The following is a 24,954-nucleotide window of genomic DNA, read 5'->3' as shown; positions in this document are numbered from 1 at the left end:
AATTATCCTTATGTATCGTATGGTTGTGGTATCGGCACCCGGTATCAGGCGCCGGTGACGGAATTTGCGGTGGCCTCGCTCCAGAACAGGACACGGCGCTGGACGGCGACCACCAGCATGTGCAGCCCGACCCCGATCATCGACAGGATGATCAGGATGGCAAAGACGCCGGCCATGTCGAAGCTGAAGTTCTTTTGCAGGATCAGGTAGCCCAGCCCGGCCCGTGCGCCGACGAACTCGCCCACGATGGCGCCGATGACCGACAGAACCACCGCCACGTCCAGGCCGACAAAGATGAAGGGCAGGGCCTGCGGCAGGCGGATCATGCGAAAGATCTGCCAGCGGTTCGCGGTGCAGGCTTCAAGCATCTCGATCTGTTCCCGCGGGGCTGAGCGCAGGCCGACGATGGTATTGGCCAGCAGCGGAAAGAACGCGATGGTCGCGGTGATGATGATCTTGGAGCTGAGGCCATAGCCGAACCAGATCACGATGATCGGCGCGATGGCGACCTTTGGCAGGGTCTGGAAGGCGACGACGTAGGGGTAAATCAGCCGCTCCATCAGCGGCGACAGGCCGATCAGGATGCCCAGCAGGATACCGATCACGCTGCCGATGCCGAACCCGGCGACGATTTCCCACAAGGTGACGAGGAAGTGCGGCCAGAAGAGGCCCGAAACGATCCCGTCCCACAGCGCCACAAAGACGGCAGAGGGGGCCGGTACCACGATTTTTGGCACCTCGAACCAGCGGATCAGACCTTCCCACAGCAGGATCAGGGCGATCAGCAGGATCGGGGACAGGGCGCGGCTTTCGCTCCAGTGGCGGGCGACGCCCTTGGCGGTGCCGGCGGGCTGGCTGGCCGGGATGGCGTCGCTTGTATCGATCTGGGTCATCAGTCGATCCCTCCGGTGCTGTTGAAATGGCGCCGGATCGCGGCGACATGCTGGCCGAAGCGGCCGGTGTTGAACATCTCCAGATTCCGGGGGCGCGGCAGATCGACCTGCATCACCTCGGCAATCCGGCCCGGACGGGGCGACATGACGACGACGCGGTCCGCCAGGAACACCGCCTCGGGGATGGAGTGGGTGACCAGCAGGATGGTGGCATCCTGTTCCTTCCAGATGCGCAGCAGCTCAAGGTTCATCTGTTCGCGGGTCATGGCGTCGAGGGCGCCGAAGGGTTCATCCATCAGCAGGAATTTCGGCTGATGGATCAATGCTCTGCAAATGCCGACACGTTGCTGCATTCCGCCCGAAAGCTCGCCCGGATAGCGGTCTTCGAACCCGGACAGGCCGACCAGGTCCAGCAGGTCGCGGGCGCGGCGGCGGGCAGGGGCCATGTCCAGCTTTTGCACCCGTGCCGGGACCAGCACATTCTCGATCACCGATTTCCAAGGCAGCAGCACGGGCGCCTGAAACACGACGCCCAGATCCCGGTTCGGGCCGTCCAGATCGGCCCCGGCAATCTGCACCCGCCCGGAGGTCTTGGCCAGAATCCCCGCAAGGATCTTGAGCAGGGTCGACTTGCCACAGCCTGACGGGCCGACGATGGTCAGGAACTCTCCCTGTGACACATCGAGATGAATGTCGCTCAGCGCGTGAACGTTGCCCCGGTCGCGGGTCGGATAGATCTTCTCCAGCGCGGCGATCCGGACGAGCGGATCGCCCGACACTGCAGCCGCGACGGAGGCCGGCGCAAGCGCGCCGGTCTGGATGTCGGGCGAATGGCTCATCCTTTCAGCATCTCGCAGGCTTCGGCCGATGCCTTGATCGCATCTGCGTCGAAATCGCTGACCCGCGCCGCGAAATCGGGGATGTCGACCAGATAGGTCGCCGGATCGATCTTTTTCGACACGATGCCGCTGTTGGTCAGGAAATCCTGAAGCCTGTCCAGCGCATCGGTATCGACCTGGCCCCAGGTTTCGCCGTTCAGCTCATATCCCAGTTTCAGGGTGTTAAGCTGGGCGTTGATGTTGTTCAGGTCGGCCTGAAGGATTGCCGCCTCATCCGTGCCGGCGGGCTTTGTCTCGGGGTATTCCTGCCAGTGCAGTTTGACCGCGCATTCCGGGTTCGCCAGCGCAAAGACGGTTGCCATGGCGACGCCGCGCGAAATGGCGACAACCATGTCAGGGTCGTCCTTGACCGTGGCTTCGGTGACCGTCAGCGAATAGTCAGGCATTTCGCGCCAGCTGTCGTCGAAGATATAGCGCAGGTCCAGCCCGGCGTTCTCCATGCCCGCGTTGGCCGAGGCCCAGTACATCAACGCGTCGACCTGGCCGTTTTTCAGCGCCTCGACTGGCCCGGCGCCAAAGCCGGTGGGGATGTAGGTCACGTCCGTTTCGGGGTCGATGCCGTTGTCGCTGAGGTAGCTTTTCAGCAGGGGAAGGCCGCCCGTCGCCAGCGAGAAGATCCCGAAGGTCTTGCCCTTCAGATCCGCGACAGAGGTGATGTCGCTGTCTTTCGGCACGGCGATGGACCAGTCCATCACGCCGTTGGCCATGGCGATGCGCACGGGCAGGTCGTTCTCGACGTTGCTCTGCACCGCGACCGAGGCATTGACCTGTGCGAATTCGGCGTTGCGCGTCACCATCTGTTGCAGCGCCTGCATCGAGGCACCCGAAGGTTCGACCGTCACGTCGTACCCCTCGTCCGCCCAATACCCGAGGGTCACGGGCAGGGTCAGCATCGGATAGCCGACGTTCAGCACCGACGTGCCGACGGTCACTGTCACTGGCTTGAGGTCCTGCGCGTCAGCGGGCAAGGCAAGGCCGGCAAACGCGACAAGGCCAAGTAAACTCTTGCTGGTTCGTTTCATCGAAAAGCTCCTGAAATCCCTGTTGTTTTTGGTGTCACCTTCCGCAGCGGAGGAGCGGTGGACCAGGTGAACGACTCATTGAAAACGTTTTCTGAAAACGTTGTCAAAACTTGCCGAAACGGATAGGATTCAGGTGATTTCCTTTCGTTTCAATGCGTTGTGGCCATGCGGCTGAGGCATGGGCGAAAGGGGCGGTACGATAACATTTCCCGGTGATGCAGCTTTGGGCGCTCGGTGTGGGGATCTGCCGGAAAAATCGGCGCAACGGGATCGATATGAAAGAGGAGTGGATCAAGATGATCGAAATTTCGGCACTGCCCAAGGCAGAGCTTCACCTGCATCTGGAGGGGTCGTTGGAGGCGGAAACCATCATGCGCCTGTCGCAGCGCAATGGCATCGCCCTTCCCTTCGCATCTGCCGAGGAGCTGAAACAGGCCTATGAGTTCGACAATCTACAAACGTTTCTGGATCTGTTCTATGCCGGTCTGACGGTCATGGTCACGGCGCGCGATTTCTACGAGGTGACGCGCGAATACCTTGAAAAGGCCGCCGCCGACGGCGTCCGCCACGCCGAATTCTACGTCTCGGTGCAGGGCCATTTGCGGCGTGGCGTAACTGTCGACGAGATGATGACGGGTATCGCGCAGGCGTTCGAAGAGGGGGCGCGCGACCTTGGTGTCACATCGACCATGATCTTCGGCCTGCAACGTCAGCGCCCGCTGGAGGAGGCCGAGGCCGCCTTTGACGCCTTCACCGCCGAACCGCGCTGGTTGCCCCTTGTCTCGGCCATCGGCATGGGCGGGTCCGAGGTCGGCTTTCCCACCGCGAAGTTCCGCCCCCTGTATGACCGGGCCCGCGCCCTTGGCTGGAAGACGACGGTTCACGCGGGCGAGGAAGGCGGCCCCGACGCTGTACGCGAAGCCCTGATCGGCCTGAACCCCGACCGGCTTGATCATGGCGTGCGTGCCTTTGAAGATCCCGATCTGACGCGCGAACTGGTGCAAAGCGGCATGACCCTGACCGTCTGTCCGCTGTCGAACCTGCGCCTGAAGGTGTTTGAGACGATCGAGGCGCATCCGCTGGCAAAGATGCTGCGCGCCGGTCTGAAGGTCACGGTCAACTCGGATGACCCGTCGTATTTCGGTGGCTACATCGGGGCCAATTTCATCGCGGCGCAGCAAGGTCTTGGCCTGAGTGACGCCGAAATCATCCAACTGGCGCGCAACAGCTTTACCGGCGCTTTCCTGCCGCAAGAGCAGATCGCCCACTATCTGGACGCGCTGGAAGCCGCCCTCGCCGCCGCCTGAGGCCATGGGAAAGGCCCCGAGGGCGGATCATCGCGCGCGGGGCCTTTTCCGGCAAAAGCCGTCATTCATCGGCGGCCAGGAACCCGCCCGACTGACGCTGCCAAAGGCGGGCGTACAGCCCGCCCCGCGACAGCAACTCGCCATGGGTGCCCTGTTCGATGATACGGCCCTTGTCCATCACGATCAGCCGGTCCATCGCCGCGATTGTCGACAGACGGTGCGCGATGGCGATGACCGTCTTGCCCTGCATCAGCACCTCAAGGCGCGACTGGATCGCGGCTTCGACCTCGCTGTCCAGCGCGCTTGTCGCCTCGTCCAGGATCAGGATCGGCGCGTCCTTCAAGGCGACCCGCGCGATGGCGATGCGCTGGCGCTGCCCGCCCGACAGTTTCACGCCACGTTCGCCCACATGGGCATCCAGACCACGGCGGCCCATGCTGTCGGACAGATCGGGCACAAAGCTATCCGCCTCGGCCAGGCGCAGCGCCTCCTGGATCTGCGCCTCGCTGGCATCGGGTCGGCCATAGGCGATATTCTCGCGTACCGAGCGATGCAGGAGAGAGCTGTCCTGCGTCACCACACCAATCGCCGCGCGCAGGCTGTCCTGTGTCACGCTTTCGATGCGCTGGCCGTCGATGGTGATGCTGCCCTCCTCGATATCGTGAAAGCGCAGCAGCAGGTTGATCAGCGTCGATTTGCCCGCACCGGACCGCCCGACCAGGCCGACACGTTCACCGGGACGCAGATGCAGCGACAGATCCTCCAGCACGGCCATCGGGCGTGCACCCTCCAGCCCGCTGTAGCGGAAGGTGACGTGATCAAAACGCACCTCGCCCGGCCCTTTGACCAGCGGTGTGGCATCCGGGGCGTCGCGCACGTCGCGTGGCAGGGCAAGGCTGGTGATCCCGTCGCGCACCGTGCCGATGTTTTCGAACAGGGCCGCGAATTCCCACATGATCCAGTGTGCCATGTTGTTCAGCCGCAACGCCAGCGGCACGGCCACCGCGACGGCGCCCACGGCCACTTCGCCCACCGACCATAACCACAGACCCACACCGGCGACCGAGGCGACCAGCCAGACGTTGATCAGGTTCAGCACGATATCCTGAAGGCTTGAAAGGCGCATCTGGCTGTGCACGGTGCCCAGGAACCGGTCCATGCCCTCCCTCATCCAGCGTTCCTCGCGGTCGGAGTGCGAGAACAGCTTGACTGTCGCGATATTGGTATAGCTGTCGACGATGCGCCCGGTCATGCCGCTGCGCGCGTCCGCCTGTTGTTGCGCCACGCGGCCAAGGCGCGGCACGATCTGCCACAGCATCGCGCCGTAGGCGACGGCCCACAGGACAAAGGGCACCGCCAGCCGCCAGTCCTGGCTGGCCGCCAGCCCCATCGCGCCGAGGAAATAGATCAGGACGTAGCTGCCGACATCCATCACCTTCATCGCCACCTCGCGCACGGCCAGCGCGGTCTGCATCAGCCGCTGCGCGATGCGCCCGGCGAATTCATCCTGAAAATAGCCAACCGACTGGCGCAGCAGATAGCGGTGCGCCTGCCAGCGGATGCGCTGCGGAAAGTTCCCCATCAGCGATTGGTGCAGCACCAGCGAAGTGACGGTGTTCAGCAGCGGCATCGCGATCACCAGCACCACGGCCATCATGGCGATACGCGCGCCCTCCTGTGCCCAGAAAACCTCTCTCGGGGTGTCGGACAGCCGGTCGATCAACTGCCCCAGCCAGCCGAACAGCATGACCTCGATCACCGCGATCAGCCCGGACCCGACGGCCAGAAAGACCAGCCACGGCAGCACTCCGCGGCTGTAGTGCAGCACGAAGCGCACCAGCGAGCGGGGCGGCATCGCAGGGGGCTGGTCAGGATAGGGGTCTATGCGACGTTCGAACCAGGCGAACATGGGGGCAGCCTTTTCGCGGGACAGAATTGCTTGCCCGGTGCTGGCCCGAGGCCCCGCAGAAGTCAAGCTTGCGACGGCGATGGCGGCAGGTTCGTTTGCGTGCCTCGCGGTCCGGGGAAACAGGGGCCGGCACGCGGCGGCCCCTGCCGTGCGATGTCAGATCTTGAACAGACGCCGCGCATTGCCCTCAAAGAACTGCTTCAGGCCGTTTTCTCCTATTCCCATGGCATCCAGCGCGCCGACCTCTTCGGGCACGAACTGCCACGGGTAATCCATCGCGTACAGCATCCGCTCCGGGCTGATGACATTGCGCACATATTCGATGGGTGGGGCCCAGCCGACGCCGCTGGACGTGTAGTAGAAGTTGTCGATCAGGTAATCCCAGGTCCGCCGCTGCAAGGGTTTCACATCCGGATAGCGCCCGGTCTTTGAGATATGCCCGTGCATGTAGTCGATCCGGTACAGCCAATAGGGCAGGGCCTCGCCGCAGTGGCCCAGGATGATCTGCAATTTTGGAAACCGGTCGAACACCCCGGCCACGATCAGGCGCAGCGCATGCAGGCCGGTCTCACATGCAAAACCATAGATCGCGGCATCCAGACCCCGGTTCAGAAAGGGTTCGATCATCTGCGGCGGCGGGGTGTTGGGATGCAGATAGATCGGAACATCCAGCGCTTCGGCGGCCTCGAACAGGCCCCAGTACCGTTCGTCGTCCAGGTAGGTGCCAAGGGTGTGCGAATTCAGGATGCCACCGCGCAGGCCCAGCTTGGTGACCCCGCGCTCCAGCTCCTGCTCGGCGCCGCCGATGTCCAGCGGGCTGAAGGCGGCAAGCCCGACATAGCGGTCGGGATTGGCCGCGATGCCCTCGGCCAGCTGGTCATTGGCGCTGCGGGCCAGCGCACTGGCCTGCTTTGCCTCGAAAACCTGCACCCCGGGCGAGGACAGGGCGACCACCTGCATGTCGATGCCCGAGCCGTCCATGTCTGCCAGGCGCTCCTCTCCCAGGGTCTGGATGCGGCGAAAGTGGGCCTGCGCCTTTTCCGTCTTCGACTGGGCAAAGAACCCCCAGAGGCTGCGAAACCCCGGGTCCTGGATCGATCCGTCTTCCAGCCCCTTGATATACAGGTTCATGATTTCGGGCGGCAGCCAAGCCTCCTCCGCGGCGATGCGTTTGTAGGGTGGGTTCGGATTGCGCGGGGGCATCTCGGGGTAGCGATTGGTCATGCTCAGCTTCCTTTCTGGGATGGGGCAAGGGGGGTGGGCGCGGCGGGGCCGCGCAGACGGGTCAGGCCGTAGACGATGGGCAGCGAGAGCAGCGCCAGCGCGATGCCGGGACCCGAGGCGGGGGCCAGAAAGATCGTGCTGCCCCCCACGGTGACGGCAACCAGCCCGGCGACGATCCGCATCAGGCCGCCGCCAAAGGCGTGGCGCGCGGCCAGGACTTCGGCCAGCAGATAGCCCGAGACGAGGATGGTCAGGCCCGAGACCGCGATCTCGGGCCATGTGCCATCCATCAGCAACGCAGGGTTCATCGCAAAGACGAAGGGCAGCAGATAGGCCGTCAGGGCCAGCTTCATTCCCGTCAGGCCCGTCGCCCACATGTCGGACCCGGCAATGCTGGCCGCCGCATAGGAGGCGATGGCCACGGGCGGCGTCAGCATCGACAGCAGCCCGAAGTAGAGGATGAACAGGTTTGCCGCCATCGGCGTGATGCCGAACCGCACCAGCGCCGGGGCCAGCAGGACCGACAGCACCACATAGACGCCGGTGGTCGGCATCCCGACTCCCAGCACGATGGCCAGCAGCGCGGTCGTCAGCAACAGCGCCCAGACCCCGCCGACCTCGGCGATCCGGCCAAGCGCCAGGGTGATGGAAAACCCCAGGCCGGTGATATTGATCGTGCCGATGATGATGCCCGCGACGCCGCATACCAGCAGGATCGGGATCAGGGTTCGGCCGCTCTCGATCAGGATACGCGGCAGCAGCGCCAGCACCTCGCCCTTGTGGCGCGCCGTCACAAGGTGCAGCGCCAGCGCCGCCCCCGACGAATACAGCGCCGATTTACCCGGCGAATACCCCAGCACGAACAGGAACCACACCAGCACGCCCAGCGGCGCCAGCAGCGGCCACGACCCTTTCAACGCCGCCCTCAGCCGGGGCAGGCTGTCGCGGGGCGCGCCGGTGATCCCATGCGCAACCGCATAGCAATCGACCTGCCGATACAGCAGGTAGTAATAGAACAGCGCCGGCAGAAAGGCGGCGATGACCACGTCGGCATACCCGACCTGCAGGAACTCGGCGATGACAAAGGCCGTCGCCCCCATCACCGGCGGCGCGATCTGCCCACCGTTTGAGGCAACGGCCTCGATCGCGGCAGCGTAGCGCGCCGGATAGCCCGATTTCTTCATCATCGGGATGGTCACAACGCCCGTAGACATGACGTTCGCGACAGTCGATCCGGACAGGGTGCCGAACAGCGATGACGCCAGGATGGCCACCTTGGCCGGGCCGCCGCGCCGATGCCCCATCAGGGCCAGCGCCAGCTGGGTCATCGCATCGCTGCCGCCGACCGCATTCAGCGTCGCCCCGAAGATGATGAAACCCAGGATCTGCGTCGCGCCCACATTCAGCACCAGACCGGGCACGCTGTTTGAATCGCTGTAGAGATACAGCAGATAGCGCGCGGGCTTGAGATAGGCTCCCTCAAGCGTGCCCGGCGCCATCCAACCCAGAAAGCCATAGGCGACAAAGGCAAGGCCCAGCAGCGCCAGAACCCCGCCGCAGGCCCGCCGCGTGACCTCGACCAGCCCGACCAGCGCGATCAGCGCGGGCAGCCATTTCTCGGGGCCGCGACTGGCCGCACTCAGCAGCCAGTCCTGGTAATTGTAGGCCAGCCAGAACCATGCCAGCATGGTCACCACGCCGAACGCCAGATCGGCACTGCGCCAAAGCCGGGGCAGGGGGCTGATCAGCACGCCCCCCAGCACCGCAAGCCCCAGCACGACCGCCAGGTATTGCTCGGTGATGTAGACCGCCCCCAGTCGCCCCGGCACATCGAGTATCCACAGGATACCGAGCGCCGGGAGGACCGCGACGAGATGAGTGGATTTCACGGTATCTCTCCCGACGATGGGGGTTACTCGAACGTCGCCTCATGGGCGTCGTTGGTCTCCGACCAGATGCCCTTTTCCTTGAAAAAGCGCACCGCTGCGGGGTGATAGGGCACCGTGTTGCTGGGGTCGGCCATCTTTTCCTGCCGCGCCGCACCCATCGCCGGGTAGTCGGCGGTCAGTTGCGGCAGCGCGTCGTAAAGCGCGCTCAGGATGGCGCTGGCGTCGTCGTCCGACAGGCTGGCGCTGGTGGTCAGGAACACGTCGTAGGCGGCCACGGTCACCGGCTCGGTCACCTCGGGCATCCGGGGCGACGGGTCGACCTGCATCAGGTAGACGCCGGGATAGATCGCGTCGATCGCGGCGTCCGTCGCCGCCTCTCCGGTGATCGACAGATAGCGGATGCCGCCCGGGATCGTGGCATTGGCCTGCTGCGTCAGCGGAATCCCCACCGCGATGCCACTGGCATCCAGGGTGCCCTCGGTCAGACCGTCCATGCCCTGCGACAGCCCCGAAACGGTGACACCTTCAACCGCGTCCAGCTCCAGCCCGCCCGCCTTCAGCATCGCTTCGTTGACGCGCCCGGTTGCGGCCTGCGAGGACAGGGCCGTCACGACCCGCTTGCCGGTCAGATCCGCGACCTCGGTCATGCCGCTGTCGGCGCGCACCGCAAAGGCCTGCCGCAGCGGCCAAAGACGCGCCAGCACCCGCATGTTGGTCATCGGCGGGTTGTCGTATTCGCCGCGATACCAGCTGCCGACATCAATGGATGAATTCAGGCCCACCGTCACTTCGTCCGCGGCAATCAGCGGAATGTAGACCGACGACCCGGTATAGGGCTGAACCGTCACGTTGCGCGACAGGGCCGTCTGCAACGCCGCTGCGATGCCCCCGCCGATGGTGTAATACAGCGTACCCTGCGGGTTCGTACCAATGGTGATCCGCCCCTGCGCCAGAACCGGCGTGGCGAAGGCCAGCACAGATGCCGCCAGGCATCCGATGGCAAACTTGCGTCCGAACATGATATCTCCTCCCTGAGATGGCGTCCGCGCCACCCTCCACGAAGGCCCGGACAGCACCAGCCTAGCACCGGTCAGTGATCCGTTTTCATGAAATGCTAGACTTTATTTATGCAGTAATCTTATGAATGATCATGTCGATATCGCACCTGACCATTCGCCAGCTTCGGGCGATTCACGCCATCTACGCCACGGGGCGCGTCTCGGCGGCGGCGCAGCGGCTGAACGTCAGCCAGTCTGCCGTCAGCGTCCTGCTGGGACAGGCCGAGGCGGCAATGGACACACGCCTGTTCGATCGCACCACCCGTTCGCTGTCCCCGACGCAGGCGGTGGAGCAGATGATCGGCATCGTGGAACGCATCCTGGGTGATCTGGATGCCCTCGACCACGCGGTGCGGGAGCTGAAGGTGCTCGAACGTGGCACGGTGCGGATCGGGGCCACGCCTGCCACGGGCATCGCGCTGCTGCCGGCCGTGGTGCGACGCTACAAGGCCGAATACCCGAATATCCTGATCATCATGAACGATTGCGCCCCCGATCAGCTGTTTTCGATTATCGAGACGGAGCGGGTCGATTTCGGTCTTGGCCTGCCGCCCCCCGACCGCATGCGGTTCGACTGGCAGCCCGTGCACAATGATCCGCTGAACGTGGTGCTGCACCGCGATCACCCGCTGGCTGCGCAGGACACGGTACGATGGGCGCAACTGGACATGCAGCCGCTGATCGCCTCGCGTCGTGACTATGGCGTGCGCGAACTGGTCGAAGCGACGCTGAAATCGGTCGGGGCCCGGGCCAATATCGTGAACGAGATCGGATTTCTTTACAGTGCCGAATGGATGGCGGCCTGCGACATGGGGCTGTGCGTGTTTCCCCGCCGCCTTGCCGAGGCGATCCATACCCCCGAGGTGGTGTTCCGCCCGCTGGTCGATCCGGTCGTGTCGCGTCCCATCTCTGTGCTCACGCGGCGGGGGCGCAGCATGTCCCCCCCGGCGGCAAGGTTTGTCGAGCTTTTGCTGGCGGAACTGGCCTGACCCCGGATCGGCCCTGAGCGTGGCCAGGAGGCCCGCGTCCGGCCTGTTTCAGATCTGCAGCCATGGGCGGAGCTGAATGTGACTGCCACCACCACCCCCAAACGCCATAGGCGAACCCGATGTCGCCCGATGCCCGGCCTTCCGCGCGGGATGATCGGTGCGCAGGGGGGGGCAGGGGGGCATCAGCGACGCGCATCAATGCGCGCGCGCCACCCCCGAGCTTGCCGTGCGCGGCGGGTTCACGGTGATCGCCCCATCCGCCACCAGCTGCTTGAGCGGCGATGGCCGCCCCAGCAGGTAACCTTGCCCTTCGCTGCACCCCTCCATGTGCAGCATGTTCAACTGCTCCTCGGATTCGATGCCTTCGGCCAGCACGGCCAACCCCAGGCTGCGGCCCAGGGCGACAACGGCACGAATGATCGCGATGGTCTGCGGATTGGAGTGGGCTTCCTGGATGAACGACTTGTCGATCTTGATCTTGTCGAAGGGAAAGCTGACCAGAGTGTCCAGCGATGAATAGCCGGTGCCGAAATCGTCCAGCGCCACCTTCACCCCGGTCTGCTTGATCTGTTCCATCAGGTGCCGCGCGCGATGACCATCTGAAAAAACTGCCGTCTCGGTCAGTTCCAGTTCCAGGCGGCTTGGCTGCAACCGGGTTTCGGCCAGAACGTCGCGGACCAGCTTTGGCAGGTCGGCATGGATGAATTGCACCGCCGAAAGGTTGACTGCCACGGTCAGGGGTTGGGTCCAGGTCGCCGCATCTTCGCAGGCGGTCCGCAGCACCCATTCGCCCAGGTCCAGGATCAGCCCGCTTTCCTCGGCCAGCGGGATGAAGGTCTCGGGCGAGATGAAGCCGAGCTGGGGATGTTCCCACCGCAGCAGCGCCTCGTAGCCCAGTGTCTCTCCCGTCGAAACGCGGGTCTGCACCTGATAGGCCACCGAAAGCTGGCCGTGCGCGATGGCATCGCGCAGATCGGCTGACATGGCCCGGCGTTCCTTGACGCGCTGGTCCATGTCCTTTTCGTAAAAGCAGATGGACCGGCTGATATCCGACTTGGCCCGATACATCGCCAGGTTGGCGTTGGAGATCAGCGTCTCGGCATCGTCCGCGTCATCGGGATAGATCGACACGCCGAGACTGGCGCGCGGATGGATCTCCGATCCCTCCAGCCGGATGGGCGCATGCATCACCCGCTCGATCTTTTCCAGGAATGTGGCGATGTCGCGTCCGCCAGTCATGCGAAAGATCGCGGCAAATTCGTCGCCCCCGACCCGCGCCACGAACTCTCCGTTTTCCTGGTGCAGCAGGTCGGAAATGCGCTGACCCAGATTGCGCAGCACGCTGTCACCCACCTTGTGCCCGCGCAGATCGTTGATTTCCTTGAACCGGGTCAGGTCGATCCGCGCCAGCGCCAGTTTGTGCCGCTGCTCCGCGGCCAGCGACAATTCGAATTCCAGCCGGGCTTCGAACCCCTGCCGGTTCGGCAGGGCGGTCAGCGCATCCGTGGTTGCCATCTGGCGCAGCATCTCGATGTTTTCGGTGCGCGTCTTGTCGTCGATCAGATAGCTGGCCAGCCCGGCGGCGACGATCAGGGCGGCCATCCCGGTGACAGCCAGCGCCAGGGCGCGAAACGCCTCCGGGTCGGAATAGGCCCCGTCGATTTCCAGCGGGGCGACGTTGAACGCGGTCATCCCGGTGAAATGCAGCGCCACGATGGCAAAGGCCAGGACGCCTGCCAGAATGTCGTTTGCGTATTTGCCCTTGCGCGTGCCCAGCTGCAGTGCCAATGCCGAAAACCCGACCGCCAGCAGGATCGAGGCGACAAGATAGCGCTGGTCCCAGGTGACGATGCCCTGCACGCGATAGGCGATCATGCCGGTATAATGCATCGCCGCGATCGCCAGGCCCACCACGGCGCCGCCGACGGCGGGCGCAAATTTGAACAGGCGGCTGCCCCCCAGCACGAAGCCAAGGCTGCTGCCGATCACCGCAATCAGCAGCGACAGGATGGTCAGGCTGGGATTGAACCCGACGGGCGTGCCTGCGTAAAACCCCAGCATCGCCACGAAATGTGTACACCATATGGCAACGCCAGCGGCCAGGGCCGTCAGGAAATGCCATCCGACACGCAGCATTCCAGTGGTCTGGCCGGCGCGCCGAAACAGTCGTGCGGTCACCCAGGACCCCGACAGGCACAGCACGGCGGCCAACAGGACCAGCCAGATATTATGAGCATAAACAACGCATGACAGAACCGTAAACATACCAACTCCGTTTCACCAAACAGCAGGCCTCCGGCAGATGAATACAATCAGGCTTGCGTTCATCCCCGAGCCGAGCCTGCATACTTATGCGAAAATGCAACCTGCAAGGCGAGACTTGAGACAAGCAGTACCTAGGACGGAGCAATAAACAAGCTATCCTTTGCGCGAAAAATCACGCCGACCTGTTGCAAGGATGCCGCTGCGTCGCGGGTGGGGCTGATCTGCGCCCCACGTGCCGGGGCGGCGTCGCACCGTGGCCATGTCGACAAACGCAATCGGCCCGCAGCATTTGCCGCGGGCCGGGGTACCTTTTTCAGTTCTCTCAGGCCTTAGAACGGGCTGTCGGGAAAATAGAACTGCGCCGCATTATCGGGGGTGACGCGTTGGCTGCCGATGATGAAACGGCCAGACACTGGCGTGGCGGACACGAGGCCAAGCGCGGTCAGCTCGATTGCCGTTGCGATCTGCGCGGGCGGATAGGTGACGTTGACCGGCAGCTGCGGGTCGCCGTCCATGATGCGCTTGATGATCTCCTTCATGCCGGCGCCGCCGACCACCCACATCTCGTCGTCGCGGCCTGCCTGCGCAATGGCTTCCAGCACGCCGATGGCCATGTCGTCATCTGCCGCCCAGACTGCGTCGATGTCGTCGTATTTCGACAGGAAATCCTGCATCACGTTGAACGCGTCGTCGCGATTCCAGTTGCCGTGCTGCATGTCCAGCACATTGATGCCCGACCCCTCGATCGCCGCGCTGAACGCGTCGACGCGTTCATTGTCCAGCGTCGTCGGGATGCCGCGCAGAACCACGATGTTGTCGCCTTCTTTCAGCGTTTCGGCGAAATATTCGCCCGCGACGCGGCCAAAGCCGGTGTTGTCGCCCGCAACGTACAGATCCTCGATCCCCGGAACCGACAGACCCCGGTCGACCACGGTGACCCAGATCCCGGCGTCCTTGACCGCCTGCACGGGCGAGGTCAGCGGCTCGGATTCAAACGGCAGCACGACCAGCGCATCGATGTCGCGGGTGGCAACCATGTCCTCGATGTCGTTCACCATCTTGCCCGCGTCGCCTGCCGTGGCCAGCACGAAGTCAAGCTGGGGATAGGTTGCCTCCAGCCGTTCGATGGCGGCCTGGGCGTGATAGTTCAGCCCGCCCATGAAGCCGTGGGTGGCCGAGGGGATGGCAACCCCGATGGTATAGCTTTCGTCCTGCGCCATGGCCGGGCCGCTGGCCGCCAGGGCAACGGCAACGGCCGCCCCCTTGAAGATATCTCTGCGTTTCATGTTTCTTCCTCCCTATTGCCACCTAGTCGGTGGACTTTCCCTCTCGCTGCAAGACAACAGCGAGTATCACGATCACGCCCTGGATCGCGCCGTTCAGATACGGCGACACGATCGAGGCGAGGTTGAGAATATTGTCGATCAGGCTCAGGATCAGCACACCGACGACGGTGCCCCACACCCGGCCGTATCCACCCTTCAGGACGGTGCCGCCGATGATCACCGCGGCGATCGCCTCCAGCTCCCACAGCACCCCGGTCGAACCCGAGGCCGAGCCGAGGCGTGGCACGTACATGATCGTCGCGAGGCCAACCAGCAGGCCCAGCACAACGTAAGTGGCCATGCGCAGCCGGTCGACCTTGACCGCCGAGTAGCGTGCGACCTGTTCGTTCGCGCCAAGCGCGGCGCAATGGCGGCCAAAGGGCGTGTGCCGCATCGCCAGTTCGCCCAGGATGGCGACCAGCGCGAAAACGATGATCGGCCAGGTCACACCCAGGATCCCGTCGTAATAGACCGGGCGGTAAAATCCGCGCGCCTCGAAGTTCAGCGACAGCGTGCCGCCATCGGCCAGCCAGGTGACAAGGCTGCGATAGATCCCCATCGCCCCCAGCGTCACGATGAACGCCTCGATCCTGACCTTTGCGATCAGCACCCCGTTCAACAGCCCCGCCGCGAGGCCGGCAATCAGCGCCACCCCCATGCCTGCCAGCACCAGCGCCACGCCGATGCCCAGCACCGGCACCAGCGCGTTCATCGACATGATCATCACCCCGGCGACAAAGGCCGCCATCGACCCCACCGACAGGTCGATGCCCCCGGCGGTGATCACGAAGGTCATGCCCACGGCGATGATCCCGATGAACGATGACCGCGCCAGCACGTTGGTGACGTTGCCATAGCCCAGAAAGTTCGAGTTCAGCGAGGCGCCAAGCGCGATCAGGGCGATCAGCGCCAGCACCGGCCCCAGCACATGCAGGCTGAAACGACGGCGCGGGGCAGGGGCCTCGGCCGCGATGTCTGTTGCATTGCTCATGCGGATATTTCCTCCCTGTCGTCGGTCACGCCCATGGCTCGCCGCAGGATTGCATCTTCTGTGATGTCCGTGCCGGTCAGCTCTCCGGCGATATGGCCGCGGCCCATGACGATGACGCGCGATGCCAGCCCGATCACCTCGGGCAGTTCGGATGACACCACGATCACGCTCTTGCCGGCCGCCGCCAGGGCCGCGATGAATTCATAGATCTGTTGCTTGGTGCCGATGTCGATGCCGCGCGTCGGCTCGTCGATGATGACGATCTCAGGCTCGGCCAGCATGGTCTTGGCCAGCAGCAGCTTTTGCTGGTTGCCCCCCGACAGGCTGCCCGCCAGCATGGCGCGATCCTTGACGCGGATGTCGAAATCCGTGATCGCCTCGCTCAGCGCGCGGTCTTCGGCGGGCTTGTCGATGCGGATATGCCCGAACCTGTCCAGTGCCAGCAGGGTCAGGTTCTGCGTCAGGTTCTTGCCCAGCAGCAGGCCCTTTTCCTTGCGGTCCTCGGTCAGGTAAACCAGACCGGCCTCGCGCGCGGCCAGAACCGACCCCGGCTTCAAAACCTTGCCCATCACCCGCACGCGACCCGTGGAGGGGCGCAGGCCGACGATGCCCTCCATCAACTCGGTGCGCCCAGCGCCGACCAGCCCGGCAAAGCCCAGGACCTCGCCGCGCCGCAGGGTAAAGGACGCATCGCGCACGCGCCCCGGCACCGTCAGCCCGTCGACCTCCAGCACGACCTCATCGTGCGGCACCGCCTTGGCGGGGAACAGATCGCTCAACTCGCGGCCCACCATCGCCTCGGCCATCTGATCTTCCGTGAACCCCTCGGCCTCCCGGCTCAGCACCTGCGTGCCGTCGCGCAACACCGTCACGCGGTCCGCGATCCGCCGGATCTCGTCCAGCTTGTGCGAGGTATACAGGATCGCCGTGCCGTTTTCGCGCAGCCGGTCGATCTGCGTCAGCAGGGTATCGGTCTCGCGGTTGGTCAGCACCGCTGTCGGTTCGTCCATGATCAACACCCGCGCCCGCCGCCCCAGGGCGCGGGCAATCTCGACCATCTGCCGGTTCGGTACCGACAGGTCGCGGATGCGCGTGCGCGGATCGACATGGCAATCCAGCCGCGCCAGCAGGTCGCGCGCGGCGTCCCGCATCGCGGCCTTGTCCAGAAAAGGGCCGCGCCGCAGCTCGCGCCCCAGAAAGATGTTCTCCTCGACGCTCAGTTGCAGGGCCAGGTTGAACTCCTGGTGAATCATCAGGATGCCCGCATCCTCGGCCTGCCGCTGGTCCGTGAACCGCACCGGCGCGCCGTCCAGCAGCAACTCGCCCTCCGAGGGCGACAGATAGCCGCCGAGGATCTTCATCATCGTCGACTTGCCGGCGCCGTTCTCTCCGATCAGCGCATGGACCTCGCCCGCGTTCAGCGCAAAATCGACGCCGTGCAACACCTGAATGGGGCCGAAACGGCGGATGATGCCGCGCCCTTCCAGAACGCTTGTTCCCTGGGGCATGTCGCTCACAGCGTCACCCATTTCGCGTCGCGCGCCGACGACCGCACGCAGGCCTCGACAAAGGCGACACCCTCGACCCCGTCGGCAACGGACGGAAAGACAACGCCCTCGGGCAGCGCCGCGCCGGTGCGATGTGCCCGGATCGCGCTGGCCGCCTCCCGGTACAGGTTGGCAAAGGCTTCGAAATACCCCTCCGGATGGCCCGCAGGCACCCGCACCAGCCGGGCCGAGGCATCCGTGTTCCCCGCCAGTCCGGGGGTGATCACGCAGCGCGCGCCCCCCAGAGGCGTGATCGACAGCTGGTTTGGATGCTCCTGTTCCCACTCCAGCCCGGCCCGGGTGCCGTAGACACGGATACGCAGGGCATTTTCCTGGCCTGCCGCAACCTGGCTCGACCACAGCATCCCGCGTGCGCCCCCGGCAAAGCGCATCATCACATGGGCATTGTCGTCCAGCGTCCGGCCAGGCACAAAGCTTTGCAGATCTGCGGCCAGCGCCTCGGGCTGCAACCCGGTTATGAACCGCGCCAGATGCCAGGCATGGGTGCCGATGTCGGCAATCGCGCCGCCCACACCGCTGCGCGCGGGGTCGGTGCGCCATGCGGCCTGCTTGTTGTCCGGGGCAGGGGCCTCGGCCAGCCAGTCCTGCGCGTATTCCACCTGCACCAGACGGATATCGCCCAACTCACCACTGGCGACACGGGCCTGTGCCTCTCGCACCATGGGGTAGCCGGAATAGGTGTGCGTCAGCACGAACAGGGCCTCCGACTTTTCCGCCGCCGCCTGCAATTTCTTTGCATCCGCCAGCGTGCCGGTCAGCGGCTTGTCGCAGATCACGTGGATGCCGCGTTTCAGGAATTCGCGCGCGACGGGCAGGTGCAGGTGGTTCGGCGTGACGATCGCAACCGCCTCGATCCCATCCTTCAGCCGCGCCTCGCGCTGTGCCATGGCGGTGAAATCGTCATAGATCCGGTCCGCCGCCAACCCCGCATCCACCCCCGAGGCCTGCGCCCGCTCGGGCGAGGCCGACAGCGCCCCCGCCACCAGCGCATAATCGCCATCCAGCCGCGCGGCGACGCGGTGCACGGATCCGATCAACGCGCCCTGACCACCCCCTACCATACCCAGGCGTATCGGGCCGCTGCGTCCTTCGAACCGGCTCATTGGCCCAGGCCCAGCATCTTGCGAATGGCGGCCTGATCCGCGCCCGCATCGGCGAAATCGTCAAAGGCATGTGGCGTCACGCGGATGATGTGATCGCGCACGAAGGCCGCGCCTTCGCGGGCGCCATCCTCGGGGTGCTTCATCGCGCATTCCCATTCGACCACGGCCCAGCCGCCGAAATCCATCGCCGTCAGCTTGGAAAACACCGCCCCGAAATCGACCTGACCATCGCCGAGGCTGCGGAACCGCCCCGCGCGGTCCACCCAGGACTGAAAGCCGCCATAGACCCCCTGCCGCCCGGTCGGATTGAATTCGGCATCCTTGACGTGGAACATCCCGATCCGTTCGGCGTAAATGTCGAGATTGTCGAGGTAATCGAGGCATTGCAGCACGTAGTGGCTCGGGTCATACAGCATCTTGGCGCGGGCGTGCTGGCCGACGCGATCCAGGAACATCTCGAAGCTGACACCGTCATGCAGATCCTCGCCGGGGTGGATCTCGTAGCACAGATCGATCCCGTTCTCCTCGGCCAGATCCAGCAGCGGATGCCAGCGTTTCGCCAGCTCGTCGAACGCCGCTTCGACCAAGCCTGCGGGGCGCTGCGGCCAGGGATAGATATAGGGCCAGGCGAGCGCGCCGGAAAACGTCCCCACCGCGCTCAGGCCAAGGTTGGCCGAGGCACGGATGGTCTTTTCCACCTGATCCACCGCCCAGGCTTGCCGCGCCTTGGGGTTGCCGCGCACCTCGGGGGCGGCGAACCCGTCGAACGCGGCGTCATAGGCCGGGTGGACGGCGACCAGCTGACCCTGCAAATGGCACGTCAGCTCCGTCACCTCGACACCGCAATCGGCGGCCTGGCCCTTCCAGTCGTCGCAATATCCCGTGCTCTCGGCGGCCTGGGCAAGGTCGATCAGGCGGCCTTCCCAACTGGGCACCTGCACACCGGCATAGCCGCGATCAGCCGCCCAGCGGCAAATGCCCTGCCATGTGTCGAACGGCGCCGTGTCACCGGCGAATTGCGCCAGGAATAGGGCCGGGCCCTTCAATGTCTGCATGTTCTCCCCCCACGCGTCGCCATGTCCCGCCGGTTTCCGCCTCCTCAAGCGCAAACAGGCCCATGTAATCGATTACTTGGCAGTTTACACAACGTGCAATCGTTTACAATAGACAGATTGCAGGTCATTGTGCGCGCCAAAAGGATGCCTGAATGGATCGAAAAACGGCCACAATCCAAGATGTTGCGCGCGTGGCCGGGGTGTCGACCGCGACCGTCAGCCGGACCTTGTCCAAACCCTCGGTCGTGGCCCCCGCGACGCGCGAGTCGGTTCTGCGGGCTGTCGCCGATACCGGTTATCGCATCAACACGTTGGCCGCGAATCTGCGCCGCCAGCGCACCGGCAGCGTGATCGCGCTGGTGCCCAACCTTGCCAACCCGTTCTTTTCGCAGATCTTCGCGGGCATGTCGGCGGTCCTGACCGAGGCGGGGCTGGGCCTGCTTGTTGCCGACACGCAAACCGGCACCGATCCCGACGACCGCCTGGGTTATCACCTGACGTCGGGCAACGCCGACGGGCTGATCCTGTTCGACGGCACCCTGTCCCGTGACAGCCTGAACGTGCCGGGCCGTCCGCCGGTGCTGCTCGTTTCGGAATGGATGGAGGACGACCTGCCCAGCATCACGGTCGACAACCGCCATGGCGCGGCCCTGGCGGTAAATCACCTGGCCGGGGCAGGGCACCGCGCCATCGGCTTTCTCTCGGGTCCACCGGCCAACGTGCTGACGACGGAACGCCTGGCGGGGTATCACGCCGCGCTGTCCGCCCTCGGGCTGATCGCGCACCCCGACTGGATCCTCGAAGGCGATTTCACCATGGATTCCGGCGCGGCCGCAGCCCGCCGCTGGATGGCATTGCCCGATCGCCCCACCGCGCTGTTCTGCGCCTCGGACGAAATGGCGGTCGGCTTCATGGGGGCGGTGCATCGTGCCGGCCTGTCGGTGCCCGGCGACATCTCGATCGTCGGCTTCGACAATATCGAGGTTGCCCAGCACCTGACACCCGGCCTGACGACGATCCGCCAGCCGCGCACGATCATCGGCACCCGGTCGGCGGAACTGTTGCTCGACATGATCGCGGCAGGCAGCCTGTCCGGCCCCTCAGAAGTGATCGAGGTCGAACTGATCACCCGGGCCAGCGTGGCACCCCCACCGACCCCTGGCTGAGGCGCGCCAGTCAGGCGCATCTTTGCCACTCAGGCCGATCTTTCAAGCCAGTCCATCGGCCCTGTCGCCAACAGCTTCCACCGACTTCCACCGAGACTGCCACCGATCGACCCCGCGCGCCCCCGGTCGGGCAAATACCGCGCCTCAGTAATTGGCGGGCGGGTCGCTGGCGGGAAAGGATTCATCGCCCTCTTCGTCGGTGATGTCCCAGGTGCGTGGCGGGTTCTCCATCTCGCCGGGGCCTGCGTCTCGGACCGTCTTGTGCCCTTGCTTGTGACCCGTCTTGTGCGTGGTTGCGCGTTCGCCCAAAGGTGCGGCTCCTTTTGCGTCGGGGCCATGGGTGGCGGTGTCTTCGGGCAGGTTTCCGGGTTGCTTGGTGTTCTCCGGTCCCTGCGCATTGGCGTTGACATCGCGGCGATGCCGCCCGGCCGGGTCGATCTGCTGGGCCATCTGGTTGATGGTCCGACCCTTCTTGCGCTGGACCTCGGGCGGGATGAGGGCACTTTCGTGCGTCTTGTCTGTCATGGGTGCATCCTCCTTGGAACACTACCGATTCAACACGGGACCGCCGCAACATGTTCCGAAGCTGCGCGGGGATGGCGCGCCTCTGCGCCAACCACCGCTCATCCACCTGCCGCCCAGCTGGTCGCCATCCGCCTGCCCATCCTTCAGCGCGCAAATCACCCGCGCCACCGGCGCGCGCACCAATCCGCTCAGCCCACCTCTCAGGCCCAAGCTTCAGGCCCAAGCTTCAGGGGCGGGTGGGAGAGGTATGGCCCAGCCGCCCGGGAATGACGAAGGTCGCAGGCTCGCTCATGCGTTGGGTATGCCACAGCAGATCCCAGGCCAGCACCTGGTTCGAGGAAAAGACCGGAATGCCCAGATGATCCTCCAGCGCGGGGATCACGTCCAGGGTGCGCAGGTTCGTGCAGGACAGGAACAACCCCTCAAGGGGGGCATCAGCCGGGGCTTGCGCCGCGACGGCCAGCGCCCCGTCATAGACCGATTGCGCGGAAATGCGCACGACGCGGGCTTCGCTGGATTCCTCGAACGATGCAAAGGCCGGTGTCTCGATATCCTGGGCGCGCAGCACCGCCCGCAACCGGGCCGAAATCGGCGCGACATAGGGCGACAGGATGCCCAGGCGGCGGATGTCCAGCCGGCGGCAGGCGGCAATCAGGGCCGAGACGGGTTCGCTCACGTATTGCGTCAGCGCCCCGTCCAGGATCAGCCGGGCGACATTGGCCGTGCCGATCTGTGCCGTCGCCGAAGTGCAGGCATATCCGATCGCATCCAGCCCGAAATACACCCCCCGCATACTGGCGGGCTGGGGCAGCAGGCGCGCCGCATCGCTCAGGTTGTGCGCCATCTCTCCGATGCTGTCCTGCGTCAGGTCCGCGCCCGACGGGATCCGGCTGACGAACAGCTCGATCTCGTGCGGGAACAGTCTGCGGAAATCCAGCTCGATGGTTTCATCCGCCTGCAAGACGATCAGCCCGATCTTGCGCGGTTTTCGGGTGTCCAGAATATAACGCAGGCGAGTCATGTGGCCTCCAGTATCTGGATTTCGGCAGCGGCAGGGTGGCTCAGCCAGATCGCCCCCGTTTCCGTGATGGCGATGTTTTCCTCGTGCACCAGCATGCGCCCCGGCGCGACGTCGATGCAAGGCTCCAGCGTCAGCACCATGCCCGGCACCAGGGGCGCCTCCTCCCACGCCACGATCGACGGCCCCTCGGTCAGCTGCATCCCCAGGCCGTGGCCCAGCCGCCCCTCGGGCTGCGTGCCCAGCACATCCGCCATCGCACGGTACAGATCGCCGTGGCGTGCACCGGGGCGGGCGGCCGCGAACCCGGCGCGCGTCGCCTCGATCAGCCGGGCATGGGCGCGGGCCACCTCCGGCGCGGGCGGGCCGAGGCTGAAGTTGCGGTCGAAATCGCAAAAGTACCCGTCGTAGACCAACCCGGTGTCCAGCATCAGCACGTCGCCCGCCGCCAGCGGCACCCGCGTCGCAGGCGAGATCACGTCGCCATATCCCCCCGGTCCGGCGGCCCCGGCCAGGTAGGGCACCCAGTCCGCGCCCTCCTCAAGGCACAGCATCTGGAACCGGCGGAACACCTCGTCCAGCGGCACCCCGGCGCGCGCGATCTCGGGCAGGCGCGCAAAGGCACGGCCGGCAATGGCACAGGCCTGCGTGATCCGCGCCACCTCCGCGCCGGATTTCACCCTCCGCAGCACCGCCACGATATTGGCGTCATCGACAAGGACGCGCGCCACCCGTTCGCGCAGCCGCGCCCAGTCGGCCAGCGGCAGTCGCAGGTATGTCTCGGGGCCGGAGGGCACGCCGATCCGGCTGCCCGGCGGGGTCAGCTCTTCCAGCGTGTCGCCCAGCAGCGCCAGCCCGGCATCCCCCGGCGCGGGGGCGGCAAAGGTGCGGATGTCGCGCAGCCAGCTCTGGTGCATCAGGTGCGCCCCGATGGCGGGAATGACGGCGACCGGATCGCCGCTTGCCGGAACCACCACGAACCAGGGGCGCGTCGGGCTTTCCCAGAACCGCGTCAGGTATCCGGTGAAATAGCGGACTTCGGCTTCGCTCGTCAGCAGCAGCGCGGCCAGTCCGGCGCGCCCCATCAACGCCTGCGCGCGCATCACGCGGGCCTGGTATTCTTCCTTTGGAAACCCGCGTGGCGGCGACACTCTCTCGCTCATGCGATCAGCCTGCACCGAAGCACAGCCGCGTCAAGCCTTGCCAGCAACTGGCGCGCTTTCGCGTCAACTTTTCTGCATTTCGGCTGACGCGCGGCCGATCCGCGCCCGTCATGCCTGTCGTTTTCCGCGCCAGCTGCGCAAAATTTCGTCGCAACCTCGGGGTGTTGTCGATTTTGCCCGACACCCGCCGAAATATTCTGACCCGATGGTCAGACTCGCTCTTAGCGTGGGGCGTCGGCCCTGCATGGCCGCACCCCGCACGTCCCGGTTTCCACCGCGCAGCGCACCCGGCGCACTGGCCCTCTTTCGGCCCCGCACCGGCTCCGCACTGGCGTCAGAGCGGCCTCACAGCGGGGCATCCGCATTCTGAACACGAGGTTGAGTATGACGAAGACACCGATCGATCCCCGGACCACGGCCACCACCTCCGGTGGGGTGACGCGCCGCGACGTGCTGAAAACCGGCGCCGCCACCGCCGCAGGCGTGACCAGTTTCCTCTACTTTCCGCGCTCGGCCGCGGCGGCCGAACCGCTGCGCGTGCTCTGCTGGCCGGGGTACGAGGAACGCGATGTCATCGAACAGTTCGAAGACACCCACAAGGTGAAGGTAGAATTCAAGATCTACATCGGCGGCGAACAGATGCTGCAATTCTTTGCCCAGACCCGCCCCGGCACCTTCGACGCGATCATCTCGGACGCCGAATACGTGACCAAGCTCAAGGCGCAGGGTGCCATCGACGAATTCCCGACCGACGGCTTTGACCAGCTCGCCAATTATCACCCGAAATTCCTCGATTTCAAACCGACGATGGGCACCACCGAAGGCAGCGTCTACGGCATCCCGACCCGGTTCAGCTTTTACGGCATCAGCTACAACACGGACGAGATGAGCGCCGAGGAAGCCGGTGACTGGCATTCCCTCCTGTTGCCGAAATACGCGGGCAGGCTGGGCATGTTCGACTGGTATCTGCCGAACATGGGCAATGCCTCGCTGGCGATCAATCCGGGCAATCCCGCGCCCTATGAAATCAGCGATGACCAACTGGCCCAGGTCAGGGATTTCATGATGAAACTGCGCCCCCAGATCGGCATGTTCGGCTCCTCCAACCAACCCATCGCGCAGGCGCTTCTGGCGGGCGACATCGTCGCCTCTCCGACCGGCGACCTCGATATCGATCTCAAGCTGGCAGGCTATGACAACTTCTCCTCCACCATCCCGAAACAGGGCGGCATCCGCTGGCAGGAGGTGGCGACCGTCTGCAAGGACAGCTCGAAAAAGGATCTTGCGATGGAATGGGTGAAATACATGACCCAGCCCGACGTGCAGTCGCGCCTGGTCTATACCAAGGCCTTCAAGGCGCGCGGCCCCAACATGAAGATCGTCGAGTACTGGGACGATGAACAGGCGGCGCTGCTCAGCTATGTTCCCGATCCCGACACGCCGGGCAAGATGCTGGTCGAAACCCTGATCGACCGCTCCATGCCACGCGGTCTGCCCGCCAATCAGCCCGAACAGGCGTGGATCGACATCTACAACGAATTCAAGACCGCCTGATTGCGCGTCTTTCCCCTGACACCGGGCGGCC

Annotated in this window: 20 protein-coding genes; 4 read left to right on the top strand and 16 right to left on the bottom strand. The window is 65.0% G+C overall.

Annotated features, from left to right (window positions below; genetic code table 11):
* Positions 1-44: 44 nt before the first annotated feature.
* Genes DL237_RS10760 through DL237_RS10750 form a run of 3 tightly spaced genes read right to left on the bottom strand, consistent with a single transcriptional unit; the run spans position 45 to position 2,814 of the window.
* A complete protein-coding gene (locus DL237_RS10760; protein ID WP_119399071.1) occupies positions 45-893 on the bottom strand; it encodes an ABC transporter permease in 849 nt (282 codons plus the stop codon).
* Positions 893-1,732: an ABC transporter ATP-binding protein gene (locus DL237_RS10755; RefSeq protein ID WP_119399070.1), complete on the bottom strand. Its 840-nt coding sequence runs from the start codon at positions 1,730-1,732 to the stop codon at positions 893-895. The genes DL237_RS10760 and DL237_RS10755 overlap by 1 nt, the downstream gene beginning before the upstream one ends.
* The gene (locus tag DL237_RS10750) at positions 1,729-2,814 is read right to left on the bottom strand and encodes an ABC transporter substrate-binding protein (RefSeq protein ID WP_119399069.1); all 1,086 of its coding nucleotides are present in this window, start codon (positions 2,812-2,814) and stop codon (positions 1,729-1,731) included. The genes DL237_RS10755 and DL237_RS10750 overlap by 4 nt, the downstream gene beginning before the upstream one ends.
* Before the next feature lie 296 nt (positions 2,815-3,110).
* On the opposite strand from DL237_RS10750, the gene add reads away from it, so the two are divergent.
* Complete coding sequence (add, locus tag DL237_RS10745; RefSeq protein ID WP_119399158.1) at positions 3,111-4,121, top strand: adenosine deaminase; 1,011 nt, start codon at positions 3,111-3,113, stop codon at positions 4,119-4,121.
* A gap of 61 nt (positions 4,122-4,182) precedes the next feature.
* On the opposite strand, the gene DL237_RS10740 is transcribed toward add, so the two are convergent.
* From DL237_RS10740 to DL237_RS10725, 4 genes are all read right to left on the bottom strand, one after another.
* Complete coding sequence (locus DL237_RS10740; RefSeq protein WP_119399068.1) at positions 4,183-6,030, bottom strand: ABC transporter ATP-binding protein; 1,848 nt, start codon at positions 6,028-6,030, stop codon at positions 4,183-4,185.
* A 156-nt stretch (positions 6,031-6,186) separates the two neighbouring features.
* On the bottom strand, positions 6,187-7,254 hold the full coding sequence (locus DL237_RS10735; protein ID WP_119399067.1) for an amidohydrolase family protein: 1,068 nt from the start codon (positions 7,252-7,254) through the stop codon (positions 6,187-6,189).
* Positions 7,255-7,256: 2 nt separating this feature from the next.
* The gene (locus tag DL237_RS10730; RefSeq protein ID WP_119399066.1) at positions 7,257-9,143 is read right to left on the bottom strand and encodes a TRAP transporter permease; all 1,887 of its coding nucleotides are present in this window, start codon (positions 9,141-9,143) and stop codon (positions 7,257-7,259) included.
* A 23-nt stretch (positions 9,144-9,166) separates the two neighbouring features.
* Positions 9,167-10,162, bottom strand: coding sequence for a TAXI family TRAP transporter solute-binding subunit (locus DL237_RS10725; RefSeq protein WP_119399065.1), 996 nt, complete (start codon positions 10,160-10,162; stop codon positions 9,167-9,169).
* A 131-nt stretch (positions 10,163-10,293) separates the two neighbouring features.
* Between DL237_RS10725 and DL237_RS10720 the strand changes: the two genes are divergently transcribed.
* On the top strand, positions 10,294-11,190 hold the full coding sequence (locus tag DL237_RS10720) for a LysR family transcriptional regulator (protein WP_119399157.1): 897 nt from the start codon (positions 10,294-10,296) through the stop codon (positions 11,188-11,190).
* 195 nt (positions 11,191-11,385) lie between these two features.
* Here the strand turns inward: DL237_RS10720 and DL237_RS10715 are convergent, their stop codons facing one another.
* From DL237_RS10715 to DL237_RS10690, 6 genes are all read right to left on the bottom strand, one after another.
* Positions 11,386-13,455 carry a putative bifunctional diguanylate cyclase/phosphodiesterase gene (locus DL237_RS10715; RefSeq protein ID WP_119399064.1) on the bottom strand — a complete coding sequence of 690 codons (2,070 nt, stop codon included), beginning with the start codon at positions 13,453-13,455 and terminating at the stop codon, positions 11,386-11,388.
* 329 nt (positions 13,456-13,784) lie between these two features.
* Entirely contained in the window at positions 13,785-14,741 is a 957-nt protein-coding gene (locus tag DL237_RS10710) for an ABC transporter substrate-binding protein (protein WP_119399063.1), read from the bottom strand.
* A 22-nt stretch (positions 14,742-14,763) separates the two neighbouring features.
* Positions 14,764-15,771, bottom strand: coding sequence for an ABC transporter permease (locus DL237_RS10705; RefSeq protein ID WP_119399062.1), 1,008 nt, complete (start codon positions 15,769-15,771; stop codon positions 14,764-14,766).
* Positions 15,768-17,279, bottom strand: coding sequence for a sugar ABC transporter ATP-binding protein (locus tag DL237_RS10700; protein WP_119399156.1), 1,512 nt, complete (start codon positions 17,277-17,279; stop codon positions 15,768-15,770). Before DL237_RS10700 ends, DL237_RS10705 begins: the two co-directional genes overlap by 4 nt.
* Positions 17,280-17,284: 5 nt before the next feature.
* Positions 17,285-18,442 (bottom strand): Gfo/Idh/MocA family protein, encoded by a 1,158-nt coding sequence (locus DL237_RS10695; RefSeq protein WP_119399061.1) that lies wholly within the window; start codon positions 18,440-18,442, stop codon positions 17,285-17,287.
* Positions 18,439-19,497 carry a sugar phosphate isomerase/epimerase family protein gene (locus tag DL237_RS10690; RefSeq protein ID WP_119399060.1) on the bottom strand — a complete coding sequence of 353 codons (1,059 nt, stop codon included), beginning with the start codon at positions 19,495-19,497 and terminating at the stop codon, positions 18,439-18,441. Before DL237_RS10690 ends, DL237_RS10695 begins: the two co-directional genes overlap by 4 nt.
* 152 nt (positions 19,498-19,649) lie before the next feature.
* On the opposite strand from DL237_RS10690, the gene DL237_RS10685 reads away from it, so the two are divergent.
* Positions 19,650-20,663, top strand: coding sequence for a LacI family DNA-binding transcriptional regulator (locus tag DL237_RS10685; protein WP_119399059.1), 1,014 nt, complete (start codon positions 19,650-19,652; stop codon positions 20,661-20,663).
* A 144-nt stretch (positions 20,664-20,807) separates the two neighbouring features.
* Here DL237_RS10685 and DL237_RS10680 read toward each other — a convergent pair whose 3' ends face one another.
* The 3 genes from DL237_RS10680 to DL237_RS10670 form a co-directional block, all read right to left on the bottom strand.
* On the bottom strand, positions 20,808-21,188 hold the full coding sequence (locus DL237_RS10680; RefSeq protein ID WP_119399058.1) for a hypothetical protein: 381 nt from the start codon (positions 21,186-21,188) through the stop codon (positions 20,808-20,810).
* Positions 21,189-21,414: 226 nt separating this feature from the next.
* Positions 21,415-22,209, bottom strand: coding sequence for a maleate cis-trans isomerase family protein (locus DL237_RS10675; protein WP_158585619.1), 795 nt, complete (start codon positions 22,207-22,209; stop codon positions 21,415-21,417).
* Positions 22,206-23,369, bottom strand: coding sequence for a M24 family metallopeptidase (locus DL237_RS10670; RefSeq protein WP_119399057.1), 1,164 nt, complete (start codon positions 23,367-23,369; stop codon positions 22,206-22,208). Before DL237_RS10670 ends, DL237_RS10675 begins: the two co-directional genes overlap by 4 nt.
* A 384-nt stretch (positions 23,370-23,753) precedes the next feature.
* On the opposite strand from DL237_RS10670, the gene DL237_RS10665 reads away from it, so the two are divergent.
* Positions 23,754-24,923, top strand: a complete 1,170-nt coding sequence (locus DL237_RS10665; protein ID WP_119399056.1) for an ABC transporter substrate-binding protein — start codon at positions 23,754-23,756, stop codon at positions 24,921-24,923.
* The last annotated feature ends 31 nt before the right edge of the window (positions 24,924-24,954 follow it).

The sequence above is a fragment of the Pseudooceanicola sediminis genome (assembly GCF_003575965.1).
In the GTDB taxonomy this organism is placed as follows: domain Bacteria; phylum Pseudomonadota; class Alphaproteobacteria; order Rhodobacterales; family Rhodobacteraceae; genus Pseudooceanicola; species Pseudooceanicola sediminis.
This window is presented reverse-complemented; position numbering and strand designations above follow the sequence as displayed.

Coding starts and splice junctions, on each gene's coding strand:
- DL237_RS10760 (WP_119399071.1), bottom strand. CDS start 893: ATGACCCAGATCGATACAAGCGACGCCATCCCGGCCAGCCAGCCCGCC.
- DL237_RS10755 (WP_119399070.1), bottom strand. CDS start 1,732: ATGAGCCATTCGCCCGACATCCAGACCGGCGCGCTTGCGCCGGCCTCC.
- DL237_RS10750 (WP_119399069.1), bottom strand. CDS start 2,814: ATGAAACGAACCAGCAAGAGTTTACTTGGCCTTGTCGCGTTTGCCGGC.
- add (WP_119399158.1), top strand. CDS start 3,111: ATGATCGAAATTTCGGCACTGCCCAAGGCAGAGCTTCACCTGCATCTG.
- DL237_RS10740 (WP_119399068.1), bottom strand. CDS start 6,030: ATGTTCGCCTGGTTCGAACGTCGCATAGACCCCTATCCTGACCAGCCC.
- DL237_RS10735 (WP_119399067.1), bottom strand. CDS start 7,254: ATGACCAATCGCTACCCCGAGATGCCCCCGCGCAATCCGAACCCACCC.
- DL237_RS10725 (WP_119399065.1), bottom strand. CDS start 10,162: ATGTTCGGACGCAAGTTTGCCATCGGATGCCTGGCGGCATCTGTGCTG.
- DL237_RS10720 (WP_119399157.1), top strand. CDS start 10,294: ATGTCGATATCGCACCTGACCATTCGCCAGCTTCGGGCGATTCACGCC.
- DL237_RS10715 (WP_119399064.1), bottom strand. CDS start 13,455: ATGTTTACGGTTCTGTCATGCGTTGTTTATGCTCATAATATCTGGCTG.
- DL237_RS10710 (WP_119399063.1), bottom strand. CDS start 14,741: ATGAAACGCAGAGATATCTTCAAGGGGGCGGCCGTTGCCGTTGCCCTG.
- DL237_RS10705 (WP_119399062.1), bottom strand. CDS start 15,771: ATGAGCAATGCAACAGACATCGCGGCCGAGGCCCCTGCCCCGCGCCGT.
- DL237_RS10700 (WP_119399156.1), bottom strand. CDS start 17,279: ATGCCCCAGGGAACAAGCGTTCTGGAAGGGCGCGGCATCATCCGCCGT.
- DL237_RS10695 (WP_119399061.1), bottom strand. CDS start 18,442: ATGAGCCGGTTCGAAGGACGCAGCGGCCCGATACGCCTGGGTATGGTA.
- DL237_RS10690 (WP_119399060.1), bottom strand. CDS start 19,497: ATGCAGACATTGAAGGGCCCGGCCCTATTCCTGGCGCAATTCGCCGGT.
- DL237_RS10685 (WP_119399059.1), top strand. CDS start 19,650: ATGGATCGAAAAACGGCCACAATCCAAGATGTTGCGCGCGTGGCCGGG.
- DL237_RS10680 (WP_119399058.1), bottom strand. CDS start 21,188: ATGACAGACAAGACGCACGAAAGTGCCCTCATCCCGCCCGAGGTCCAG.
- DL237_RS10675 (WP_158585619.1), bottom strand. CDS start 22,209: ATGACTCGCCTGCGTTATATTCTGGACACCCGAAAACCGCGCAAGATC.
- DL237_RS10670 (WP_119399057.1), bottom strand. CDS start 23,369: ATGAGCGAGAGAGTGTCGCCGCCACGCGGGTTTCCAAAGGAAGAATAC.
- DL237_RS10665 (WP_119399056.1), top strand. CDS start 23,754: ATGACGAAGACACCGATCGATCCCCGGACCACGGCCACCACCTCCGGT.